Annotated in this window: 17 protein-coding genes and 1 other annotated feature; all 17 genes read left to right on the forward strand. The window is 37.7% G+C overall.

Annotated elements, in window-relative coordinates; translation table 11 throughout:
- Positions 1 to 199 precede the first annotated feature (199 nt).
- The 17 genes from ACESSZ_RS14690 (at position 200) to ACESSZ_RS14770 (ending at position 17988) form a co-directional block, all read left to right on the forward strand.
- Positions 200 to 886, forward strand: a complete 687-nt coding sequence (locus tag ACESSZ_RS14690) for a LysM peptidoglycan-binding domain-containing protein (RefSeq protein WP_008688948.1) — start codon at positions 200 to 202, stop codon at positions 884 to 886.
- A gap of 334 nt (positions 887 to 1220) precedes the next feature.
- Positions 1221 to 1434: a binding site (T-box leader), on the forward strand.
- Between the two features lie 33 nt (positions 1435 to 1467).
- Positions 1468 to 2034: a GNAT family N-acetyltransferase gene (locus ACESSZ_RS14695; protein ID WP_226896757.1), complete on the forward strand. Its 567-nt coding sequence runs from the start codon at positions 1468 to 1470 to the stop codon at positions 2032 to 2034.
- Positions 2018 to 4642: a valine--tRNA ligase gene (locus tag ACESSZ_RS14700; RefSeq protein ID WP_008688944.1), complete on the forward strand. Its 2625-nt coding sequence runs from the start codon at positions 2018 to 2020 to the stop codon at positions 4640 to 4642. Before ACESSZ_RS14695 ends, ACESSZ_RS14700 begins: the two co-directional genes overlap by 17 nt.
- 410 nt (positions 4643 to 5052) lie before the next feature.
- A complete protein-coding gene (locus ACESSZ_RS14705; protein WP_008688943.1) occupies positions 5053 to 5481 on the forward strand; it encodes a chemotaxis protein CheW in 429 nt (142 codons plus the stop codon).
- Positions 5478 to 7820 carry a putative bifunctional diguanylate cyclase/phosphodiesterase gene (locus ACESSZ_RS14710; protein ID WP_008688942.1) on the forward strand — a complete coding sequence of 781 codons (2343 nt, stop codon included), beginning with the start codon at positions 5478 to 5480 and terminating at the stop codon, positions 7818 to 7820. The genes ACESSZ_RS14705 and ACESSZ_RS14710 overlap by 4 nt, the downstream gene beginning before the upstream one ends.
- Position 7821: 1 nt before the next feature.
- Positions 7822 to 8229: a chemotaxis protein CheW gene (locus ACESSZ_RS14715; RefSeq protein WP_008688941.1), complete on the forward strand. Its 408-nt coding sequence runs from the start codon at positions 7822 to 7824 to the stop codon at positions 8227 to 8229.
- Positions 8210 to 9010: a CheR family methyltransferase gene (locus ACESSZ_RS14720; protein WP_008688940.1), complete on the forward strand. Its 801-nt coding sequence runs from the start codon at positions 8210 to 8212 to the stop codon at positions 9008 to 9010. The genes ACESSZ_RS14715 and ACESSZ_RS14720 overlap by 20 nt, the downstream gene beginning before the upstream one ends.
- A 29-nt stretch (positions 9011 to 9039) precedes the next feature.
- The gene (locus ACESSZ_RS14725) at positions 9040 to 9642 is read left to right on the forward strand and encodes a chemotaxis protein CheC (RefSeq protein WP_008688939.1); all 603 of its coding nucleotides are present in this window, start codon (positions 9040 to 9042) and stop codon (positions 9640 to 9642) included.
- The gene (locus ACESSZ_RS14730) at positions 9639 to 10109 is read left to right on the forward strand and encodes a chemotaxis protein CheD (protein WP_008688938.1); all 471 of its coding nucleotides are present in this window, start codon (positions 9639 to 9641) and stop codon (positions 10107 to 10109) included. The genes ACESSZ_RS14725 and ACESSZ_RS14730 overlap by 4 nt, the downstream gene beginning before the upstream one ends.
- An 11-nt stretch (positions 10110 to 10120) precedes the next feature.
- Entirely contained in the window at positions 10121 to 11800 is a 1680-nt protein-coding gene (locus tag ACESSZ_RS14735) for a methyl-accepting chemotaxis protein (RefSeq protein ID WP_008688935.1), read from the forward strand.
- 28 nt (positions 11801 to 11828) lie between these two features.
- Positions 11829 to 12206, forward strand: a complete 378-nt coding sequence (locus tag ACESSZ_RS14740; protein ID WP_499842871.1) for a response regulator — start codon at positions 11829 to 11831, stop codon at positions 12204 to 12206.
- Between the two features lie 6 nt (positions 12207 to 12212).
- Positions 12213 to 12830, forward strand: a complete 618-nt coding sequence (locus ACESSZ_RS14745) for a chemotaxis protein CheC (RefSeq protein WP_008688931.1) — start codon at positions 12213 to 12215, stop codon at positions 12828 to 12830.
- On the forward strand, positions 12830 to 13303 hold the full coding sequence (locus ACESSZ_RS14750) for a chemotaxis protein CheD (RefSeq protein WP_008688929.1): 474 nt from the start codon (positions 12830 to 12832) through the stop codon (positions 13301 to 13303). Before ACESSZ_RS14745 ends, ACESSZ_RS14750 begins: the two co-directional genes overlap by 1 nt.
- Positions 13304 to 13315: 12 nt before the next feature.
- Positions 13316 to 14251 (forward strand): GGDEF domain-containing response regulator, encoded by a 936-nt coding sequence (locus ACESSZ_RS14755; protein WP_008688928.1) that lies wholly within the window; start codon positions 13316 to 13318, stop codon positions 14249 to 14251.
- 88 nt (positions 14252 to 14339) lie between these two features.
- On the forward strand, positions 14340 to 16250 hold the full coding sequence (locus tag ACESSZ_RS14760; protein ID WP_499842872.1) for an ATP-binding protein: 1911 nt from the start codon (positions 14340 to 14342) through the stop codon (positions 16248 to 16250).
- A 1-nt stretch (position 16251) separates the two neighbouring features.
- The gene (locus tag ACESSZ_RS14765) at positions 16252 to 16686 is read left to right on the forward strand and encodes a chemotaxis protein CheW (RefSeq protein WP_008688925.1); all 435 of its coding nucleotides are present in this window, start codon (positions 16252 to 16254) and stop codon (positions 16684 to 16686) included.
- 234 nt (positions 16687 to 16920) lie between these two features.
- Positions 16921 to 17988, forward strand: a complete 1068-nt coding sequence (locus ACESSZ_RS14770; RefSeq protein ID WP_008688923.1) for a branched-chain amino acid aminotransferase — start codon at positions 16921 to 16923, stop codon at positions 17986 to 17988.
- Positions 17989 to 18114 lie beyond the last annotated feature (126 nt).

Raw genomic sequence — 18114 nt, forward strand, 5'->3', positions numbered from 1 at the left:
TTTACTAGCACTTGTTTTTGTCATGCTTTTTCAATCTTTTTCAAAAATGCTTGACTTCTTAATAGTTAGCTCCTTATTTTTTATTGTTGTATTTATTTTATCATAGAAAAGATAAAGTACAGAGAAGAAAGTTGTTTTTATTTTCACATGGGCATATTTAGAGAAAAAGATGCATACATAGTGATAGGAGGATTTGACAATGAAAACAATGAAGATTGAAAAGCATCTGTTTTATGCAGATGAAATAAAGCGTTTGCATACACTGCAGGCAAAAGAACAGCTGCAATATGATCAAGATGAAGATGGTATTCGGGCAACCGGGCCGCTGCATATTCAAGGCAGTTATGAAACAATGGATGGCAATATAATACCTTTTGAAGAAGAATTGCAAATGGATGTATTAGCACCTAGAGAAAAGTTGGGCACAATGCCTTTTGCTATGCAGGTGGAAGCATGTGAAGGGAAGATGGATGAAAATGGGATACTTGTAACAATACTCATGAACATTAGCGGCTTAAAAGAAGAAACAGAGAAACCACAGAAAAAAATTACACCACAGCCGGTAACGACAACACCAATTCCACAACGAGAACAAACACCAGTACCGGATACATCGAACAGCAATAAGCAAGATGAAGAAGAAGCACAAGAGATTATCACTACTCCAGAAAATGAACAACCGGAAACGGAAAAAACGACGGTTGATGAATTTGAAGATTTATTTGAGGATGCCGATACCACGTATACTTCTTATCGCATGATTGTCGCAAAACCCAATGATACGTATGCCAGTATTGCCAATCGTTATGAGGTGAAAGAAGCTGATTTACGTGCATGTAATCATAATAAAACGATTGAGGCCAAAACTTTAGTAATCTTACCATGATGATTCTATTTGGAATCATCTTTTTCCTTTTAAGGGGTGCTTGAACATGATACAAATTCGTCCTGTTTCTGACCTTGAAAATGAATTCCCAAAGATTGCAACCATTATCAACAAATATTTGGTATATCTTACAAGAATAGATATGGTGAATAGGCATATGAAGTCTGAAAGAATACGCAAGACTGACAGACAACATTGTGATGAAATCAGATGAGATTGAAATAATGATAGCAGTCGTACAAGAAGTGCGGTACTTGAAAAATAAATCCACAAGATTATCAGATTGATTATAAAAAAACGGTTGAAATGCAGAAAAGTTTTGTTTATAATAAGTGTACATACGCTGAAGAGAAGGAGTACATGTTATCGGAAATACAGAGAGCTTTTGGATGGTGTAAGAAAGCATGAGGATACATGGAAGGTAGTCTTGGAGTTGATATTCTGAAAAGTGCAGTAGGAATATTCGGGTTGGCACATCGTTATTCGTGCTGTAGAGGCATATAAAAGTATGCGAAGTAAGGTGGTACCACGTTCATCACGTCCTTATACAGGACGTTTTTTTTATGGAGGGAGATGAGCATATGCAATTGTCAATGCCAGAAAAAGAAACCTCTCGTCTGTATCTGCGTGGTATGGAGGAAGCGGATGCCTGTGATATTTATGACTATTATCGGCAGGCTTGCGTAACGCAATTTCTTACCTTTCCCCCACATCCTGATGTAGAACATACATTGCACATTCTTAAAGCGTTTTATTTGCCTTATGAACGCCGAGGAGAACCGCAAGCTTGGTGCGTGCTTGATAAACAAAGGGGAAAGGTCATCGGTCATGTGTGTTTCCATGCATTGGAGGATGATACGGCACAGCTTGCTTATGTCTTACATCCAGAGTATTGGGGTCATGGCTATATAAGGGAGGCTTTACTTCCATTGCTGGAAGTTGGCTTTACACAATTTGGCTTGCGACGCATAACCGCAATGGTGGCGTATGAAAATAAGCGAAGTGCCAAGGTTTTAGAAGCTTTAGGTTTTCGTCTAGAAGGAATATGTAAAGAAGCAATGAAGTTAAGTGATGGCATCTATCACGATATGATGCTATATGCAATATTGAAAAAAGAATGGAGGAAGCTATATGAACAAAACACTTGATGCGAAATATGATCATCACAAAGTTGAACAAGAACACTACAAGACATGGGTAGAACAAGGCTATTTTACAGCAGGAGATAAAACAAAAGATCCTTTCTGTATCGTGATCCCACCACCTAATGTAACTGGGAAGCTGCACTTAGGTCATGCCTGGGATACAACGCTGCAAGATATTGTTGCTCGTTATAAACGTTTGCAAGGCTATGATATGCTGTGGCTGCCGGGAATGGATCATGCCGGTATTGCGACACAAGCAAAAGTTGATGAACGATTAAAAGGGGAAGGAATTTCCCGTTATGATATCGGGCGTGAAAAATTTTTAGACAGAGCTTGGGAATGGAAAGAGGAATATGCTTCTACGATTCGTAAGCAATGGGCAAAGATGGGTTTATCCTTAGATTATACAAGAGAGCGCTTTACGTTGGATGATGGGTTAAGTCATGCTGTTCGTAAAGTATTTGTGGATCTGTATAACGATGGTTTGATCTATCAGGGTGAGCGTATTATCAACTGGGATCCAGAAGCAATGACAGCTTTATCTAATATTGAAGTTATTCATAAAGAAATCGAAGGTGCCATGTATTATTTCAAATACAAGGTTGTTGAAACGGGAAAAGAATTAGTCATTGCGACAACCCGTCCGGAAACGATGTTTGCCGATCAGGCTATCTTTGTTCATCCGGATGATGAGCGTTATAAAGACATCGTTGGGTTGCATGCCATCAACACGGCAAATGGCGAAGCTTTGCCAATCATGGCGGATGATTATATTGATATGAGCTTTGGTACAGCAGTCATGAAATGTACGCCAGCGCATGATCCAAATGACTTTGCCTTGGCGAAAAAATACAATCTTCCTATGCCAATCTGTATGCATCCAAATGGAACGATGAATGATATGTGTGGTAAGTATGCAGGAATGGATCGCTTTGCTTGTCGGAAAGCATTAGTAGAAGATTTTGAAGCAGCCGGTGTCGTTGATCATATCGAAAAGCATATGCATCAAGTTGGACATTCAGAGCGTACCGGAGTAATCGTAGAACCATATTTATCAAAACAATGGTTTGTTAAGATGAAACCGTTGGCGCAAGAAGTATTAAAAAATCAGGAAATAGCGGAACAGCGTATCAATTTCTATCCAAAACGTTTTGAAAAGACATTCCATCAATGGTTGGAAAATATTGAAGACTGGTGTATTTCTCGTCAGCTGTGGTGGGGACATCGCATTCCTGCCTGGTATCATAAAGAAACCAATGAAATTTATGTAGGCATGGAAGATCCGCAGGATCAGGAAAACTGGAAGCAGGATGAAGATGTATTGGATACTTGGTTCTCCAGTGCTTTATGGCCGTTCTCAACTTTAGGCTGGCCGGAAAATACGGATGATCTGGCACGATATTTCCCAAATGATCTGTTAGTAACCGGTTATGACATTATTTTCTTCTGGGTTGCCCGAATGGCTTTCCAGACGCGTTACTGCATGAAGAATCGTCCATTCAAGGATGTATTGATTCATGGACTTGTACGTGATCCACAAGGCAGAAAGATGAGCAAGTCGCTAGGTAATGGTATTGACCCAATGGATGTCATTGATCATTTCGGTGTTGATGCATTGCGTTTCTTCTTGACGACGAATTCTACTCCGGGGCAGGATCTGCGTTACTCTGATGAAAAAGTCGAAGCAAGCTGGAACTTTATCAATAAGATTTGGAATGCCAGTCGCTTTGCGCTGATGCAGTTGGGAGATGCGTTCCATTTGGAGGATATCGATGTAAGCAATGCGTCAATGATTGATAAATGGATTTTAAAACGCTTTAATGAAGTATTGGAAAATGTTACGGAAAACATGGAAAAATATGAGTTTGCGTTAGTGGGTAATGAATTGTACAATTTTGTATGGGATGATTTCTGTTCCTGGTATATTGAATTATCCAAAGCTGGTTTACAGAGTGCAGATGCAACGGTGGTAACAGCAGCACGCTCTACGCTGGTCATTGTTTTACGTGGTATCGTACGTATGTTACATCCATTCATGCCATTTGTAAGTGAAGAAATCTATTTAAGCCTGCCACATGAAAAAGCAAGCATCAATTTGGAATGCTGGCCAACTAAAGTGGATGTTACCATGAGTGAAGACGAAATGGTAGCGGTAAAACAGCTGCTAACGATGATTGAAGCAGTACGTGCTATTAAGGTAGATTACAATCTGAAACCAAGTATGGATATTGAAGTTATCATTAAGGATGAACACGATGTGCTCATGCCAAGTGATGCAAACAGAAATGCCATCTTACAGAAGATGTGTCATGCGACCTGGATAGATAATGCCAAAGATGAAGAAATGGCAGTTCGTCCAATCTTGCATGGTACCTTGAATGTACCTTTGGCAGCTATTATCAATGTAGAAGAAGAGATTGCTAAACTAAGCAAAGAAGTGAAACGTTTGCAAGGAGAAATCAAACGTGGAGAAGGTATGCTGAGCAATCCAAACTTTGTGAATAAAGCGCCTGAGGCCAAAGTGAATGCGGAAAAGGAAAAGTTAGAAGGCTATAAAGCACAGTATGCAATTGTTGGAAAACAATTAGAAGAAATGGAAAAAAGACGTTAATTATTTAAGTGATTTAAAAAGATTTTTAGAAATAGGATTACTTCTGAAAATCTTTTTTTTGTATGGGTGACACAAGATATTCATACTATGATTCATATTTAGTAAGGTTAGAAAGACGCTATTCAGAAAAGTTGGTATACCATATAATGAAATACTACACGAATAGATAAGAGAAAATTTTATTGAATTATAACCATTGTATTTCATAGGTAAACATAAGATTTTAGGGATGGCAAAAGCAAATAAGATGCTTTTTTATAAGATGTAGACGAAAATATAGATAAAAAGTTATATTTTACGAATGAAAATTGCGATAATTGATAATAAAATAAAAAAAGTGACATATTTGTGATAAAATAATATCATATAGAAACCTATGTTGTAGGTTATATAAGGGGTAAACAATCGTTATGAAAGAAAATACGGAAGTCTATGTACAGTTGTTCAGTCACACGTATACGTTTTTACTGCCTTTACACAGTCTAAACATGGCTGCAATTGAAAAAGACTTACAATTACGAAAGGATCATGATGGTAATTACTACTTACAGGATCAATTCATCCGTATGTATTCTTTTTCTGCGCTCTTACAAGAACCTGCAGAAGAAGAATTGATTTGTTGTGTTTTAAAACAGCATGATCAACAAATGGTGTTACGTGTTCATAACGTAGGAGATGTAATTACTCTGACATCACCAATTCATGCTTTGCCCAAATATGTAAGAACGAAGGAAAACAGCTTTCTTGGTGGTTGTGTTTGCTATGCCGAACATGAAGTCGGTTATGTTATAGATGTGGAAAAATTATTTCACGATGTACAAGAAAGTGTGAGCCTATGAAACATAGAGCAGAAAACAGCAAGATTGATGCATTGACAAGAACCCTTAATATTGTTGCTGTAAAAAAAGAAATTGCTAAATATGGGAAAGCAGATGCAACCCAGGATACACTGTTTCTATTACATCATCATTTTACGAAAATGGCATTCACAAAAGTGAAGGAGGATCTTCGTCTGTGTGGTTTTTTGTTACATGCAGCGTTTCCCTATCCGACGTGTATCGCACGTGTGGGAAATGCGACCTTCTTTCTTTACCATCCAGGCTATCTTGATAAAGAACAGGTATTATCAAAATTGCAGTATTACGAGCATTTATTAAATAAGAATCAGATTTATAAAGATATGCAGGTAACTTGCGGAGTGTGTTATACAGATAGCAAAAGCTCCTTTGAAGAAATGTTGGAAAAGGCAGAAGGATCGATGCGGTATGCAAGGGCACACGATTTGCATCTATATATTGGTGAAGTAAGTGAACGTTATGAAGATACAAAGCCATATCCTCATGAGATAACTCCTTTTAAAATATCGCAAAAGGATGTAGATGCTTTCTTTATTTTTCAGATGTTAGAAATATTATATCAAAATGATACCATGCAGAAAGGCATTGATCAGGTGATAGATCATATCTGTGCTTATTTTAAGGTACACCATGTATATATCATGACGCGAGATGATCGAAACCGTGAATTCCATATCTCACATGAACATATTTTAAAAAAATCTTTAGTGATGAATGATAATTTAAAGAAAATGAGTTCATTTATCGGAGAACGATATCAAGAAGTCTTTGATGAAAATGGGATGATCGTATGTAATCGCATGGAAGAATTGAAACAATATGATGTTTTTATGGAAGAGCGCCAACGTTTACGTGGTGTCCATTCATTGATGCAACATATGCTGGTGGAGCATGGTGCTTATATCGGTTATTTGACTTTATTAGACTTAGAAAATGTGCGCATGTGGACATCTCAGCAAATGGCAACCTTTCATTATCTGTCACATATTCTATCTATGGCATTGCAGCAGGAACGACTAGAAAAAGAAAGTGAAGCCTTATCCCAATACGATCATTTGACGGATGCGTGGAAATTGGATCGCTTTAAACAGCAGGTAACTGAGGATCTTCAAGTATATGGGGAAGCAATGGCCTTATTAACATTGGATATTAAGAACTTTAAAATGATTAATACCGATTATGGATATACATATGGCAATCGCATTCTTGTAGCGATGGCGCAGATTTTACGTCAGATCATGGAATCACATGAAAGCTTTGTACGTATGAATGCGGATATCTTTGTTGTTTTATTACATTATGAATCACAAGCTGAGCTACAACAGCGAATTGAGGATATTATCCGGCGCATGGAACGTATGGCGGATACACAAAATTTGGCTTTTCCGATTATTTGCATGATTGGCGTCTATATGATCAAGGAGAAAAACATGCCATTGCCAAGCATGATTGATCATGCGAACAGTGCACGAAAAAAAATAAAGATGTATCATAAGAGCAGTTATGCCTTCTTTGACGATGCAGACGAAGCAAGTCATCGCAAGGAACATCATTTCATTCAAGACATTATTGCGGCTTTTCACAACAATGAATTTATTGTGTATTATCAGCCAAAGGTGCACATTCCAACACGTCGCTGTTATGGCTTAGAGGCTTTGATACGCTGGAAACGCGGTAATGAAATTATTGGTCCAGATACATTCATATCGCTTTTTGAAAAACATGGGTATATTGACGAATTAGATATGTTTGTATTAAAACAGGCCTGCATGCAAATCAATACATGGATCGATGCAGGTATTGAGCCTTTGTCCATTGCCGTTAATATATCAGGGGTTCATTTGCGTGATCCTGATATCGTTAATAAAATTGTCAATGTTTGTCAATATTTTGATATTCCCCGTAACTTGATTGAATTAGAAATAACAGAAAGTGTCATGCTGGAGGATATCGATGATGTCATGAAAAAAGCCATTGCGTTGAAACAGGCAGGCTTTAAATTGTCTATGGATGATTTCGGTACCGGTTTTTCGTCTTTAAGCATTTTGAAAAAGCTGCCGGTGGATATCATTAAGCTGGATCGAGAGTTTTTCCAAAAGGTAATGGATCAGCGGGAAAAAATTATTATTTCCAATGTGATCCATATGGCCCAACAGTTAAATATCAATGTCATCAGCGAAGGCATTGAAACGATTGAACATATTCGCTTCTTACAAGAAATCGGTTGTGAGGAAGCACAAGGCTTTTATTTCTCAAAACCGTTACCAATGGAAGAATTGGATAACATTTTGTGGACACCGTTTGAAATGGAGGAGTTGTGATATGGGCACCTATTTACATTTTTCCTGTGCATCTCATGAATATGCGATTTCTCAAGAATATGTGTATAAAATTGTTGCGTCAAATCATCAGACATTCCCCATACCGTTGGCCAAACGTTATAGTCAACAAATCTTATATGAAGATGGTGCCTGGTATGCACTTCTGGATATTGAAACATTATTTTTCCATACGGAAACAAAGGCAACATATTATATGATCATGAATAATTCTACGATTGCCCTGATGGTTGATACATTATTGGAACCAATGGAGCTAGCGGATACTTGTTGGCAGCCTTCAACAACACTGAAGGATACTTGGGCATATAAAAAGGAAAAAGAGATTTATTTGATTGAAGATATACTATTACAAAAGAGGATGAGTTGTTATGATTCAGATGACGGATAAAGAATTTGAAAATTTCTGCCGTGTAATGCAGGAGAACTATGGAATTGATCTTAAGAAGAAACGTGTATTAATAGAATATCGCATGATAGCAGAAGTAAAAAAGCGCGGTATGCATTCATTTCAAGAATTTTTAGATGCAATGGTCAAGGATGAAAGCAAAGAATTGCAATATACGATGATCAATCAGCTGACGACGAATTATACGTATTTCTGTCGGGAGATGGCGCATTATCACTATATTGAAACTGATGTTTTGCCCAATTTGGATAAAGATCTTAATGAGTTACGCATTTTAGTGGCAGGGTGTTCCAGTGGGCAAGAATGTTATACCTTATTGATGATGCTAGAAGAATATCGCTTGTTGCATGTATTGCCTTCGATTGCGATGGTTGGTTGTGATATTAACAATGCGGTATTACAAGAAGCAAGAAATGCTACTTACCCTATCAGGGCATTAAAAGAAATACCGGAAAGCTGGCAAAAACGTTATTTGCATATGGATGAAAACAATGAAAACTTCACGATATCGCCGAAATTGCAGGCGCAGGTGAGTTTTCAATTCCATAATGTCTTAGAACCTTTTCACACAGTGAAATATCAGATGATCATGTGTCGAAATGTCATGATTTATTTTGATGAGGCAGCTAGACGGCAGACAGTAAGAAATTTATGCAAGAATTTGGCAGTGCATGGATACCTTGTGTTAGGGCATGCGGAAGTTTTGATGGAGATACCCCAGGATATGGAATATTGTGGGCATTCCATTTATCGAAAAGTGTAAATACTTTGCATAAGAAAAGGGGTGAGAAAGTGGAAAACAACAGTTATCTTTTAGAAACTTTGAAAGAGTTTGGAAATATCAGCGGTGGTAATGCCGCAGCATCTCTTGCCTTGCTGATGGATACACAGGTATATTTATCAGTTAGCAAAGTGGATAAAATGACACAATTGGATTTAAAAACAAATGATCTAAGAGTGGAAGAACATATGATCAGTATTCTATTGCCATTTGACGGTGATATGGAAGGAATGTTGTTGTTTTTACTCAATCAGACCTTTGCCCAAACCTATTTAAAAAAGGTGATGCAACGGGATGTGTGTGCATATCAACTCCAAGAACAGGAATTAAAAATGTTAGAGGAAACTGCTAGCATTATGGCGAGTGCGTTTATGGAAGGAATTGCCTCGTATTTAAAATATGCTATCCGCATTCAGCAGCCAAGCATTACCATGGATATGAAGGGCTCCATCTTGAATGAAGTCTTAACAATGGCCGTACAGGATCAACATCAGGCGCTTCGCATTTCCCGAAGCTTCTGGGTGTCATCCTGTGAAACACCTAATGAGCTGATTTTTCTTGTTAAGGGAAACAGTGTTGATAAGCTATGCGCATCATTGGAGGTGAGTAGATGAAAGAAATCTTGGCAAAAGCCGGAGAAATCGTAGTTGGTGATCGTAATAGTATCATCACTGCTAAAGCACTTGGCTCTTCTTTAGGTATTTGCCTATATGATTCCTATGACCGTTGTGGCGGTTTTGTAGAATGTCTGTTACCTAAATGCACAAAGGATGAGCGTAGTTGTTATGTGGATGTCGGTATCCAGCAGCTATATGATCAAGTGACATCTATTTCTGAAAGTCACCAGCCTTTGATCGCGAAACTGATAGGGGGAGCAAGCTTGTTTCAGGGAAAGAATCAACAGCATGAAGATGATATCGGTCATCGAAACATCAAAATGGCCTATGATGTACTGATGCAGCTGCATATACCTGTTGTGGCTGCGGATGTCGGGGATACCTTTGGAAGAACATTGCACTTTCATTTAGATGATGGAAATGTGTATATTGAGACAAAACGAGATTTTATATATCATATCTAGGAGGATGACAAATGCAAAAGTTAAGAAGTATGAAAATATCAAAACAGCTGATTCTGACATTTGGTATCACTGTAATCATGTTTTTGAGTATTATTGTTACAGCTTTATATAGTGCGGCAACGATTTCCGATAATTATACAGATTTTTATGAAAAATCATTTGAAGTGGTAAAGACAAGTATGTCTACCCGCATTAAGAATATGGAAACGGTGCTTGCCGTAACCAAATCTTTGGCATATCACGACAAAGAAGAACAGGCCGCATTAAAGAAAGAAATTATGGAAAGTGTTACGGTTGTTGAAGAAAATTTAGGGCAGATGGACATGATGGATGATGCCTTAGTATCGGATGCAGAAGTCAGTAAGTTAACATCGGCATTAAATGAATTAAAAAATAATCGAGATAAGGTTTTAGATTTAATTGAACAGGAAAAATATGATGAAGCATCGAAGCTTTATCAGAATAAATATGAAGCTAGTTCCATAAAAATGCGAAATGAATTATCAAGTTTAGAGGCGAAAGTGAAAAAAGATGCTGCTCAAGCCTATAGTGATGGAAAATCAACCATTTCGAGAATGATGATCTTTATCGCTCTTACTTCAGTTATCATGGTGATCTTCCTTATTGCCATGTGGATTTGGGTATACCGTAATATCTCCCATCCAATCATTGAAATAAAGAAAGCAGCACGCGAATTATCAGAAGGCAATTTAAGAACAGAGATACAATATGAAAGTGGAAATGAACTTGGCGAATTGGCTGACAGCATGCGAGAAACAGTGAAAACTTTATCGTATTATAGTGATGAGATTGCCAAAAGTATGCGAATGATGGGCAATGGCAAATTAAATTATCGCAGTAATGTTAAATTCAAAGGGAACTTTATTGAACTTGGTACGGCTTTGGATGAGATATCAGAGCTGTTAAGCAATGCCATTATGAAAATCAGCACCAGTGCTGAATTAGTATCTGGGGGTGCTCAGCAAGTATCGAATGGGGCACAAATTCTTTCTCAAGGAGCCAGTGATCAAGCAGGCTCTATTCAGGAATTGGCTGCCAATATCAATGAATTATCACAAAGTGTAAAAAGCAATGCTGATGATGCTATCGTTGTTAGCGAATATGCGAATAATTTGAAGAATCAGATCATGGAAAGTCATGAACAAATGGAAAATATGTTAAAGGCAAATCATGAAATTAATGAAAATTCCAGCAATATCACAATGATCGTAAAAGAAATTGAAGATATTGCATTCCAAACCAATTTATTAGCTTTAAATGCTGCGGTTGAGGCTGCCAGAGCAGGAGAAGCAGGGAAAGGTTTCTCAGTGGTTGCGGCAGAAATTCGTAATCTTTCAGCGAAAACAACAGAAGCTAGTAAGTTGACCAGTGAATTGATTCGTAAGACAAGTCTATCGATCGAAAGCGGTAGTAAAATGATGGATAAAACATCTATAACATTACAAAATGTCGTAGAAAATGCACAACAAGTAACGGCCAATGTCGAGCGTATCAGTGATGTCAGCGTGCAACAATCAAAGGCGATTAGCCAAGTACGTCAAAGTATTGAACAAATATCTGAAATCGTTCAAGGCAATTCAGCTACATCAGAAGAAAGTGCAGCAGCCAGTGAAGAATTGGCAGCGCAGGCACAGGTGCTTCGTGAATTAGTTAATGATTTTGAAATATAAGAATATGGATAAGGAAGGTAGAAAATTTATGACAAAAAGAATACTTATTGTAGATGATGCTATATTTATGCGAACCATGTTGAAAAACATCCTTACGAAGGATACGGCTTATACCTATGATATCGTAGAAGCCAAAGATGGTGTAGAGGCGATAACTTTTATTGATGAACAGGAGTTTTATTTGGTATTAATGGATATTACGATGCCCAATATGGGAGGTATCGAAGCATTAAAAATAATAAAAGAAAAAAAGGCGAAATTACCGGTTGTCATGTGTTCGGCTATGGCTCAGGAAGCAATGGTAGTGGAAGCTATCCGTATTGGCGCTACCAGCTTTATCGTTAAGCCTTTTAATGCAAATGATGTTATTGAAGTTGTGCATAAGATCGTGCAGGAAGCTGTGTGATGATGTATGCTGAAAAATTATTCAGATCTTAATGCCCTGGCACGCGATGCCTTGCAAGAAATTGGTAATATCGGAACAGGAAACGCATTAACCGCGTTATCGTCTATGATTCATCAGACAATTCATTTACAAACACCTGCTGTACGTATTGTTCCTTATCAGGATGCTCAGGAATTATTAGGTGGCGCACAGACGGTAAAGGTAGGCATTTTAATTGAAACAAGTGGTGATATGAATGGAATCTTTATGTTTTTGTTAAATGAGACATTCACCCGTCAATTATTAGAAGGTGTATTAGGTAAAAGTACGATTGATCTTCGTGAACCTGATGAAATGTCACAAAGTGCTATTTGTGAAATTGGTAATATCATGTGCTGTTCTTATATAAATGCCATTGCTTCTATGACAGGCATGCAGATACATGTATCGGTTCCATCCTCATGCACAGACATGGCAGGCTCCTTGCTAAGTGTACCAATGATACATTTTGCACAAATGGGCGATGAGCTATTGTTTATTGAAAATTGTTTCCGTATTAATGCATGTGATTTTGTCAGTCATGTATTATTTCTACCAGAGCTTTCCTCTATTGAACACTTGTTGGAAAGATTGGGAGTTTCCTAATGCAAAAGAAGGTCATAGGAATTGGCGCTGCAGCGATAGGCAAAGAAGATGATGTTTTAATTTCCTATGCACTTGGTTCCTGTGTGGGTATTTGCTTATATGATCCTGTCGCCAAAATCGGTGGTATGGTTCATATCTTGTTGCCGGATAGCAAGTTAATACCTGATAAGCCAGATGTTTATCGTTATGCGGATACAGGGATTACGGCTTTATGTACAAAGATGCAGATAAAAGGGGCAGTGCGATCACGCATGTATGCGAAAGTTGCAGGAGGAGCATGTATGTTCGCCAGTGAAATCAGTACGAATATTGGCAAACGCAATGTGAATGCGGTTCGCCAGATCTTACAAAATTTAGCAATCCCTATCAAAGGGGAAGATGTCGAAAAAAACTATGGTCGCTCTATCTGGTTTTATTGTAGTGATGGCCTTGTCAAAGTGAAGTCCGCAAGAAATATCAATATAGAAATATAAGGAGAAACGCGTATGGAAAAGAATGGGAAGATTCTGGTAGTTGATGACAGTATCATGATCACCAGTCAGGTGGAACGGATTTTAAAATCGGAAACAATGGAATTAAAAATTGCCCATGATGGGAAACAGGCGATGCAAACAGTCATGGATTTTCAACCCGATCTCATTTTACTGGATGTAGAATTACCGGATACAAATGGCTTCACGCTATATGAAGAGATTCAAAAAAGAGCACCTCAAAATACCAAAATTATCTTCTTAACATCCCGTGATGATCATGATGCGGTATTGACAGGTATGACCCTTGGGGCAAGCGATTATATCAAAAAACCATTTGATGCCGACGAGCTACTGATTCGCATTATGTCGCAGTTGCGTACGAAACATAAAGAAGATGAGTTACAGAAAATGGAAGAGAAGGCGAGTGTATTGCATAATTTGGCATTTCGCGATGCATTAACCGGATTATTAAATCGCAATTATGTCGATCAAAAATTAAAGAATACATTGGATATCAATATTCCGATGATGTTAATCATTGCCGATATTGATGATTTTAAATATGTAAATGATTATTTCGGTCATGAAATCGGCGATATGGTTTTAATTGGTATTGCCAGTACGCTTGCTGCAACAGCTGCGAAATGGGAAGTGATACGCTGGGGCGGTGAAGAATTCCTCATCGTGTTTAAAGGTGTAACGCAACAAGACTGTACAGAGGTGGCGGAACAGATCCGTTATGCTGTAGAACATCTTCCTTTTCATAGTAATGGAGAAGATTTTCACTGTACGCTCACACAAGGCATCACCTGTTATGATCATGCATTGACCTTCTCAGAAAACGTTGAGATGGCAGATAAAGCTTTATATTATGGAAAACGTCATGGAAAAAATTGTTTTATCTGTTATGAGCATATGAAAGATCTGAAGGCAGGCGAAGTATTATGAGTTTTTTCGATGACAGTCTGTTAGATATGCTGGATGTATATATATATATGAATCCAATGATCTTTTTGAACAACTGGATCGTATCCTATTGACACATCAACAAGATCACGCATTAACGAAAGAGGACATACATGCCATTTTTCGTGTCATGCATACGACGAAAAGCTCATCTGCGATGATGAATTTGACTGAGATTGCCAATTGTATGCATCGTTTAGAAGATGTGTTTGGCATTTTACGTGATGATCCACAACGCCTACAGTCTCATGAAGATACATTATTCACCCTTTTGTATGATGTATCTGATTTTATGCATCAGCAATTGGATATCATGAAGCAGGAATCTTATCAACCAGCGGATCCATCTTTTTTTATCAAGCGTATTGAAGAGCTGATGAATGCACTGCAACATAAAGAAGATGCAGAGACTAGTAAGATACCTAAACAAATACAAAAGCCAATCCCTGAACCTGAAAAAGCGGTCGGTGCGAATACGTTTTATTTACATCTTTTATACGAAGAAGGTTGTATGATGGAAAATGTAAGAGCCTATATGATGGTCTTACAATTAAAACCACTATGTCAACAATTGCATACATATCCTGAAGAATTAGAAAACAATAAGGATGCGGCATCTTATATCCAACAACATGGATTTTATCTGGCAATTACAAGCGACCATCCTGAACAGGCGATGAAGGTGGCACAGAATGCTTTATTTGTTCAAAGTTGTAAGCAGAAAGCATTAAAAGACACTCCATTTGCTCATGATGAGAAAAAGATGAATAAAAAAGTTGGTACATTAAAAGAACAGAAAGAAACATTTTTATCTGTAAGAACCGATAAATTAGACGAATTACAAAATCTGATTGGTGAAATGATGATTGCTAGAGAAACTTTAAAAGTGTATATGCAGACAACTGGTAATGATGCTATGGTAGATTTTTATAAACAAACCTTTGATAAGTTATATGATCATTTAGAAGAGGTCGTTATGTCTATACGGCTTGTCCCAATGGCTATTTTAGTACCTAAATTATCACGTGTGGTACACGATGTGGCGGTGAAAGAGGGAAAAGATGTGGTATTTAAGGTTGAAGGAGAAGATACGGAATTTGATAAAGAAATTGTTTATCGTCTTTTTGAACCGTTGATGCATTTATTACGCAATGCGGTTGACCATGGTCTGGAAAGTAAAGAAGAGCGTTTACGCAATAAGAAATCGTCGCAGTGCGAAATTATCTTGAACGTTGAGCAAAGCAATGGTGAAGTAAAAATTCAGGTAAAAGATGATGGGCGAGGATTAAATGCTCAAAGGATACGCGAAAAAGCGATAGCAAAGGGATTATTAGCAAAAGATGCACAAATAAGTGATCAGGAATTATATCAGTTTCTATTGATGCCAGGCTTTTCAACAAAAGAAGAAATCAGTGAAATCAGTGGCCGCGGTGTAGGTTTGGATGTGGTGAAACAGATGATTAATTCCAGTAACGGTCGATTAGCAATACAAAGTGAAGCAGGGAAAGGAACATCTTTTATCCTTTATCTGCCTTTGACACTTTCCATCATACCGGCACTGATCATTCGCTGTCATACGATTGTTTATGCAATTCCTATTCATGCGATTGAACATTTCTGTCCTTGGGATACTAATGTTTTTAGCGTACAAGGCCAACATGTGTATTATCGTTATAAGGAGATGAGTCTGCCTGTATTATTTCTTGATGAACTTTATCAACAAGTGGGGGATAAAACCATGCAAGAGCGTAAGAATAAGACCCTTATCATCTTAAATAGTCAAGGGATGAAGGCGGTATTGGCCGTTGATGAAGTCATCGAAACGCGAAATATCGTCGATAAGCCACTTCCAGGCGTATTACAAGATACGTATCAGCAGCATACAGGTATCAGTGGCTATAGTTTGTTAGGAGATGGACATATTTGTTATGATCTTCGTGCGGAAACTTTATTAAAAAATGCTTGGAAAGGCAGGGAATAATATGCAATATATCGGTTTTGATATTCAAGAGACACATTATGGCATAGCCTCAGACAATATTATTGAAATATTACAAGATGGTGTGATTACACCATTGCCTTGTGCACCACAAGGAGTTTGTGGCATGACCCATTATCAGGGAAGAAGTTATCCAGTTCTTGATTTATATGATATATTGGAAGTACCGGTTGATACATCGCTTAGCTGTATGATCATGGTAGAAACAAAACAGCATTATTATTTTGTGAATGTGCATACCATACCCTATTTGTTTGAAGATGGTGAAGCTATGGAGGTTCCTAAGGCTTTAGCAGACAGTGATATAGCAATCAAGCAGATTTTTAAGTGGCATGATCGCATGCAATTGATTATTTCGACAGAAAAATTATTTGCTTTTTTATTAGAACGTTTTCGCCATACGGCTTATCCATGGTGATAGTCATGCAGACATCCATATGAAGATGTCTGTTTTTTTGAATGGATGGTAGTCATATGTAGGAAGAAGGCAGAACATAAAAAGTTTCTAATACGTATCAGGAACAATAATATGATGATAAATGAAAAAGATATGTAAAAAATGATTATATTTTATGAAAACGATGAAAAGGTGGTTGACGGATTCCCAAAATAGGTGTAACCTAAACATAATCATATAAGGGAGGCAGTCATTATGGAAATTGAATACGTACAGGCAAAAACATTAAAGGAAAAACCCGCTTGGGATCAAAACCTTGGCTTTGGTAAATACTTTACGGATTATATGTTCACAATGGATTGGACAGTAAATAAAGGTTGGCACAATGCTAAAATAGAACCCTATGCGCCTATTTGTTTGGATCCGGCAACTCTGGTTTTACATTATGCACAGGAAACTTTTGAAGGTTTGAAAGCTTATAAAAGTAAGGATGGAAACGTACTTTTATTTCGCCCGGAAATGAATGCACGACGTTTTGCGAACTCAAATCGTCGTTTATGCATGGAAATTCTACCGGAAGAAATGTTTGTCGAGGCGATTGAAAAATTAGTAGCTCATGAAGTAGATTGGATTCCTACTGCAGAGGGAACCTCATTATATATCCGTCCATTCATGTTTGCTACAGAAGCAGCTGTTGGTGTGCATCCAAGCAGTGCCTATAAGTTTGTGATTATTTTATCACCAGTAGGTGCTTATTATCCGGAAGGTGTAAATCCGGTAAAAATCTATGTAGAAGATGAATATGTGCGAGCAACTAAGGGAGGCACAGGCTTTACAAAATGTGGAGGTAATTATGCCGCTAGTATTGCAGCACAGGTAAAAGCAGAAAAATTAGGCTATACACAGGTATTGTGGCTAGATGGTGTAGAACGTAAATATGTGGAAGAAGTTGGAACCATGAATGTCATGTTCAAAATTGATAATAAGATCATTACCGCACCATGTGATGGAACAGTATTGCCGGGAGTTACACGTGATTCTATTTTACATATCTTAAAAGATTGGGGATATGAAGTAGAAGAGCGTCACTTATCTATTGATGAGTTAATGGAAGCGGGAAGAAAGGGTAAGCTAGAGGAAGCGTTTGGTACAGGAACGGCTGCTGTTATTTCACCAGTAGGAGAACTTTATTATAAGGGTGAGACCGTAACAATCAATGATTTTAAAACGGGGGAACTGACTCAGAAATTATACGACACCTTGACAGGTATTCAATGGGGAAATGTAAAAGATACGTATGGTTGGACACGTATTGTTAAATAAACATTAAGCGAATAAAAAAACGGTTTTGACCGTTTTTTTTTTTTTTTTTTGTGGCGGGCATGCCACATATCTAGGGTGAAAATCCCTCGGGGCGTAGTTATCGACGAACCCAAGAGCGACTTGCAA

The organism is Eubacterium sp. 3_1_31 (genome assembly GCF_964249515.1).
Taxonomy (GTDB): domain Bacteria; phylum Bacillota_I; class Bacilli_A; order Erysipelotrichales; family Erysipelotrichaceae; genus Longicatena; species Longicatena caecimuris.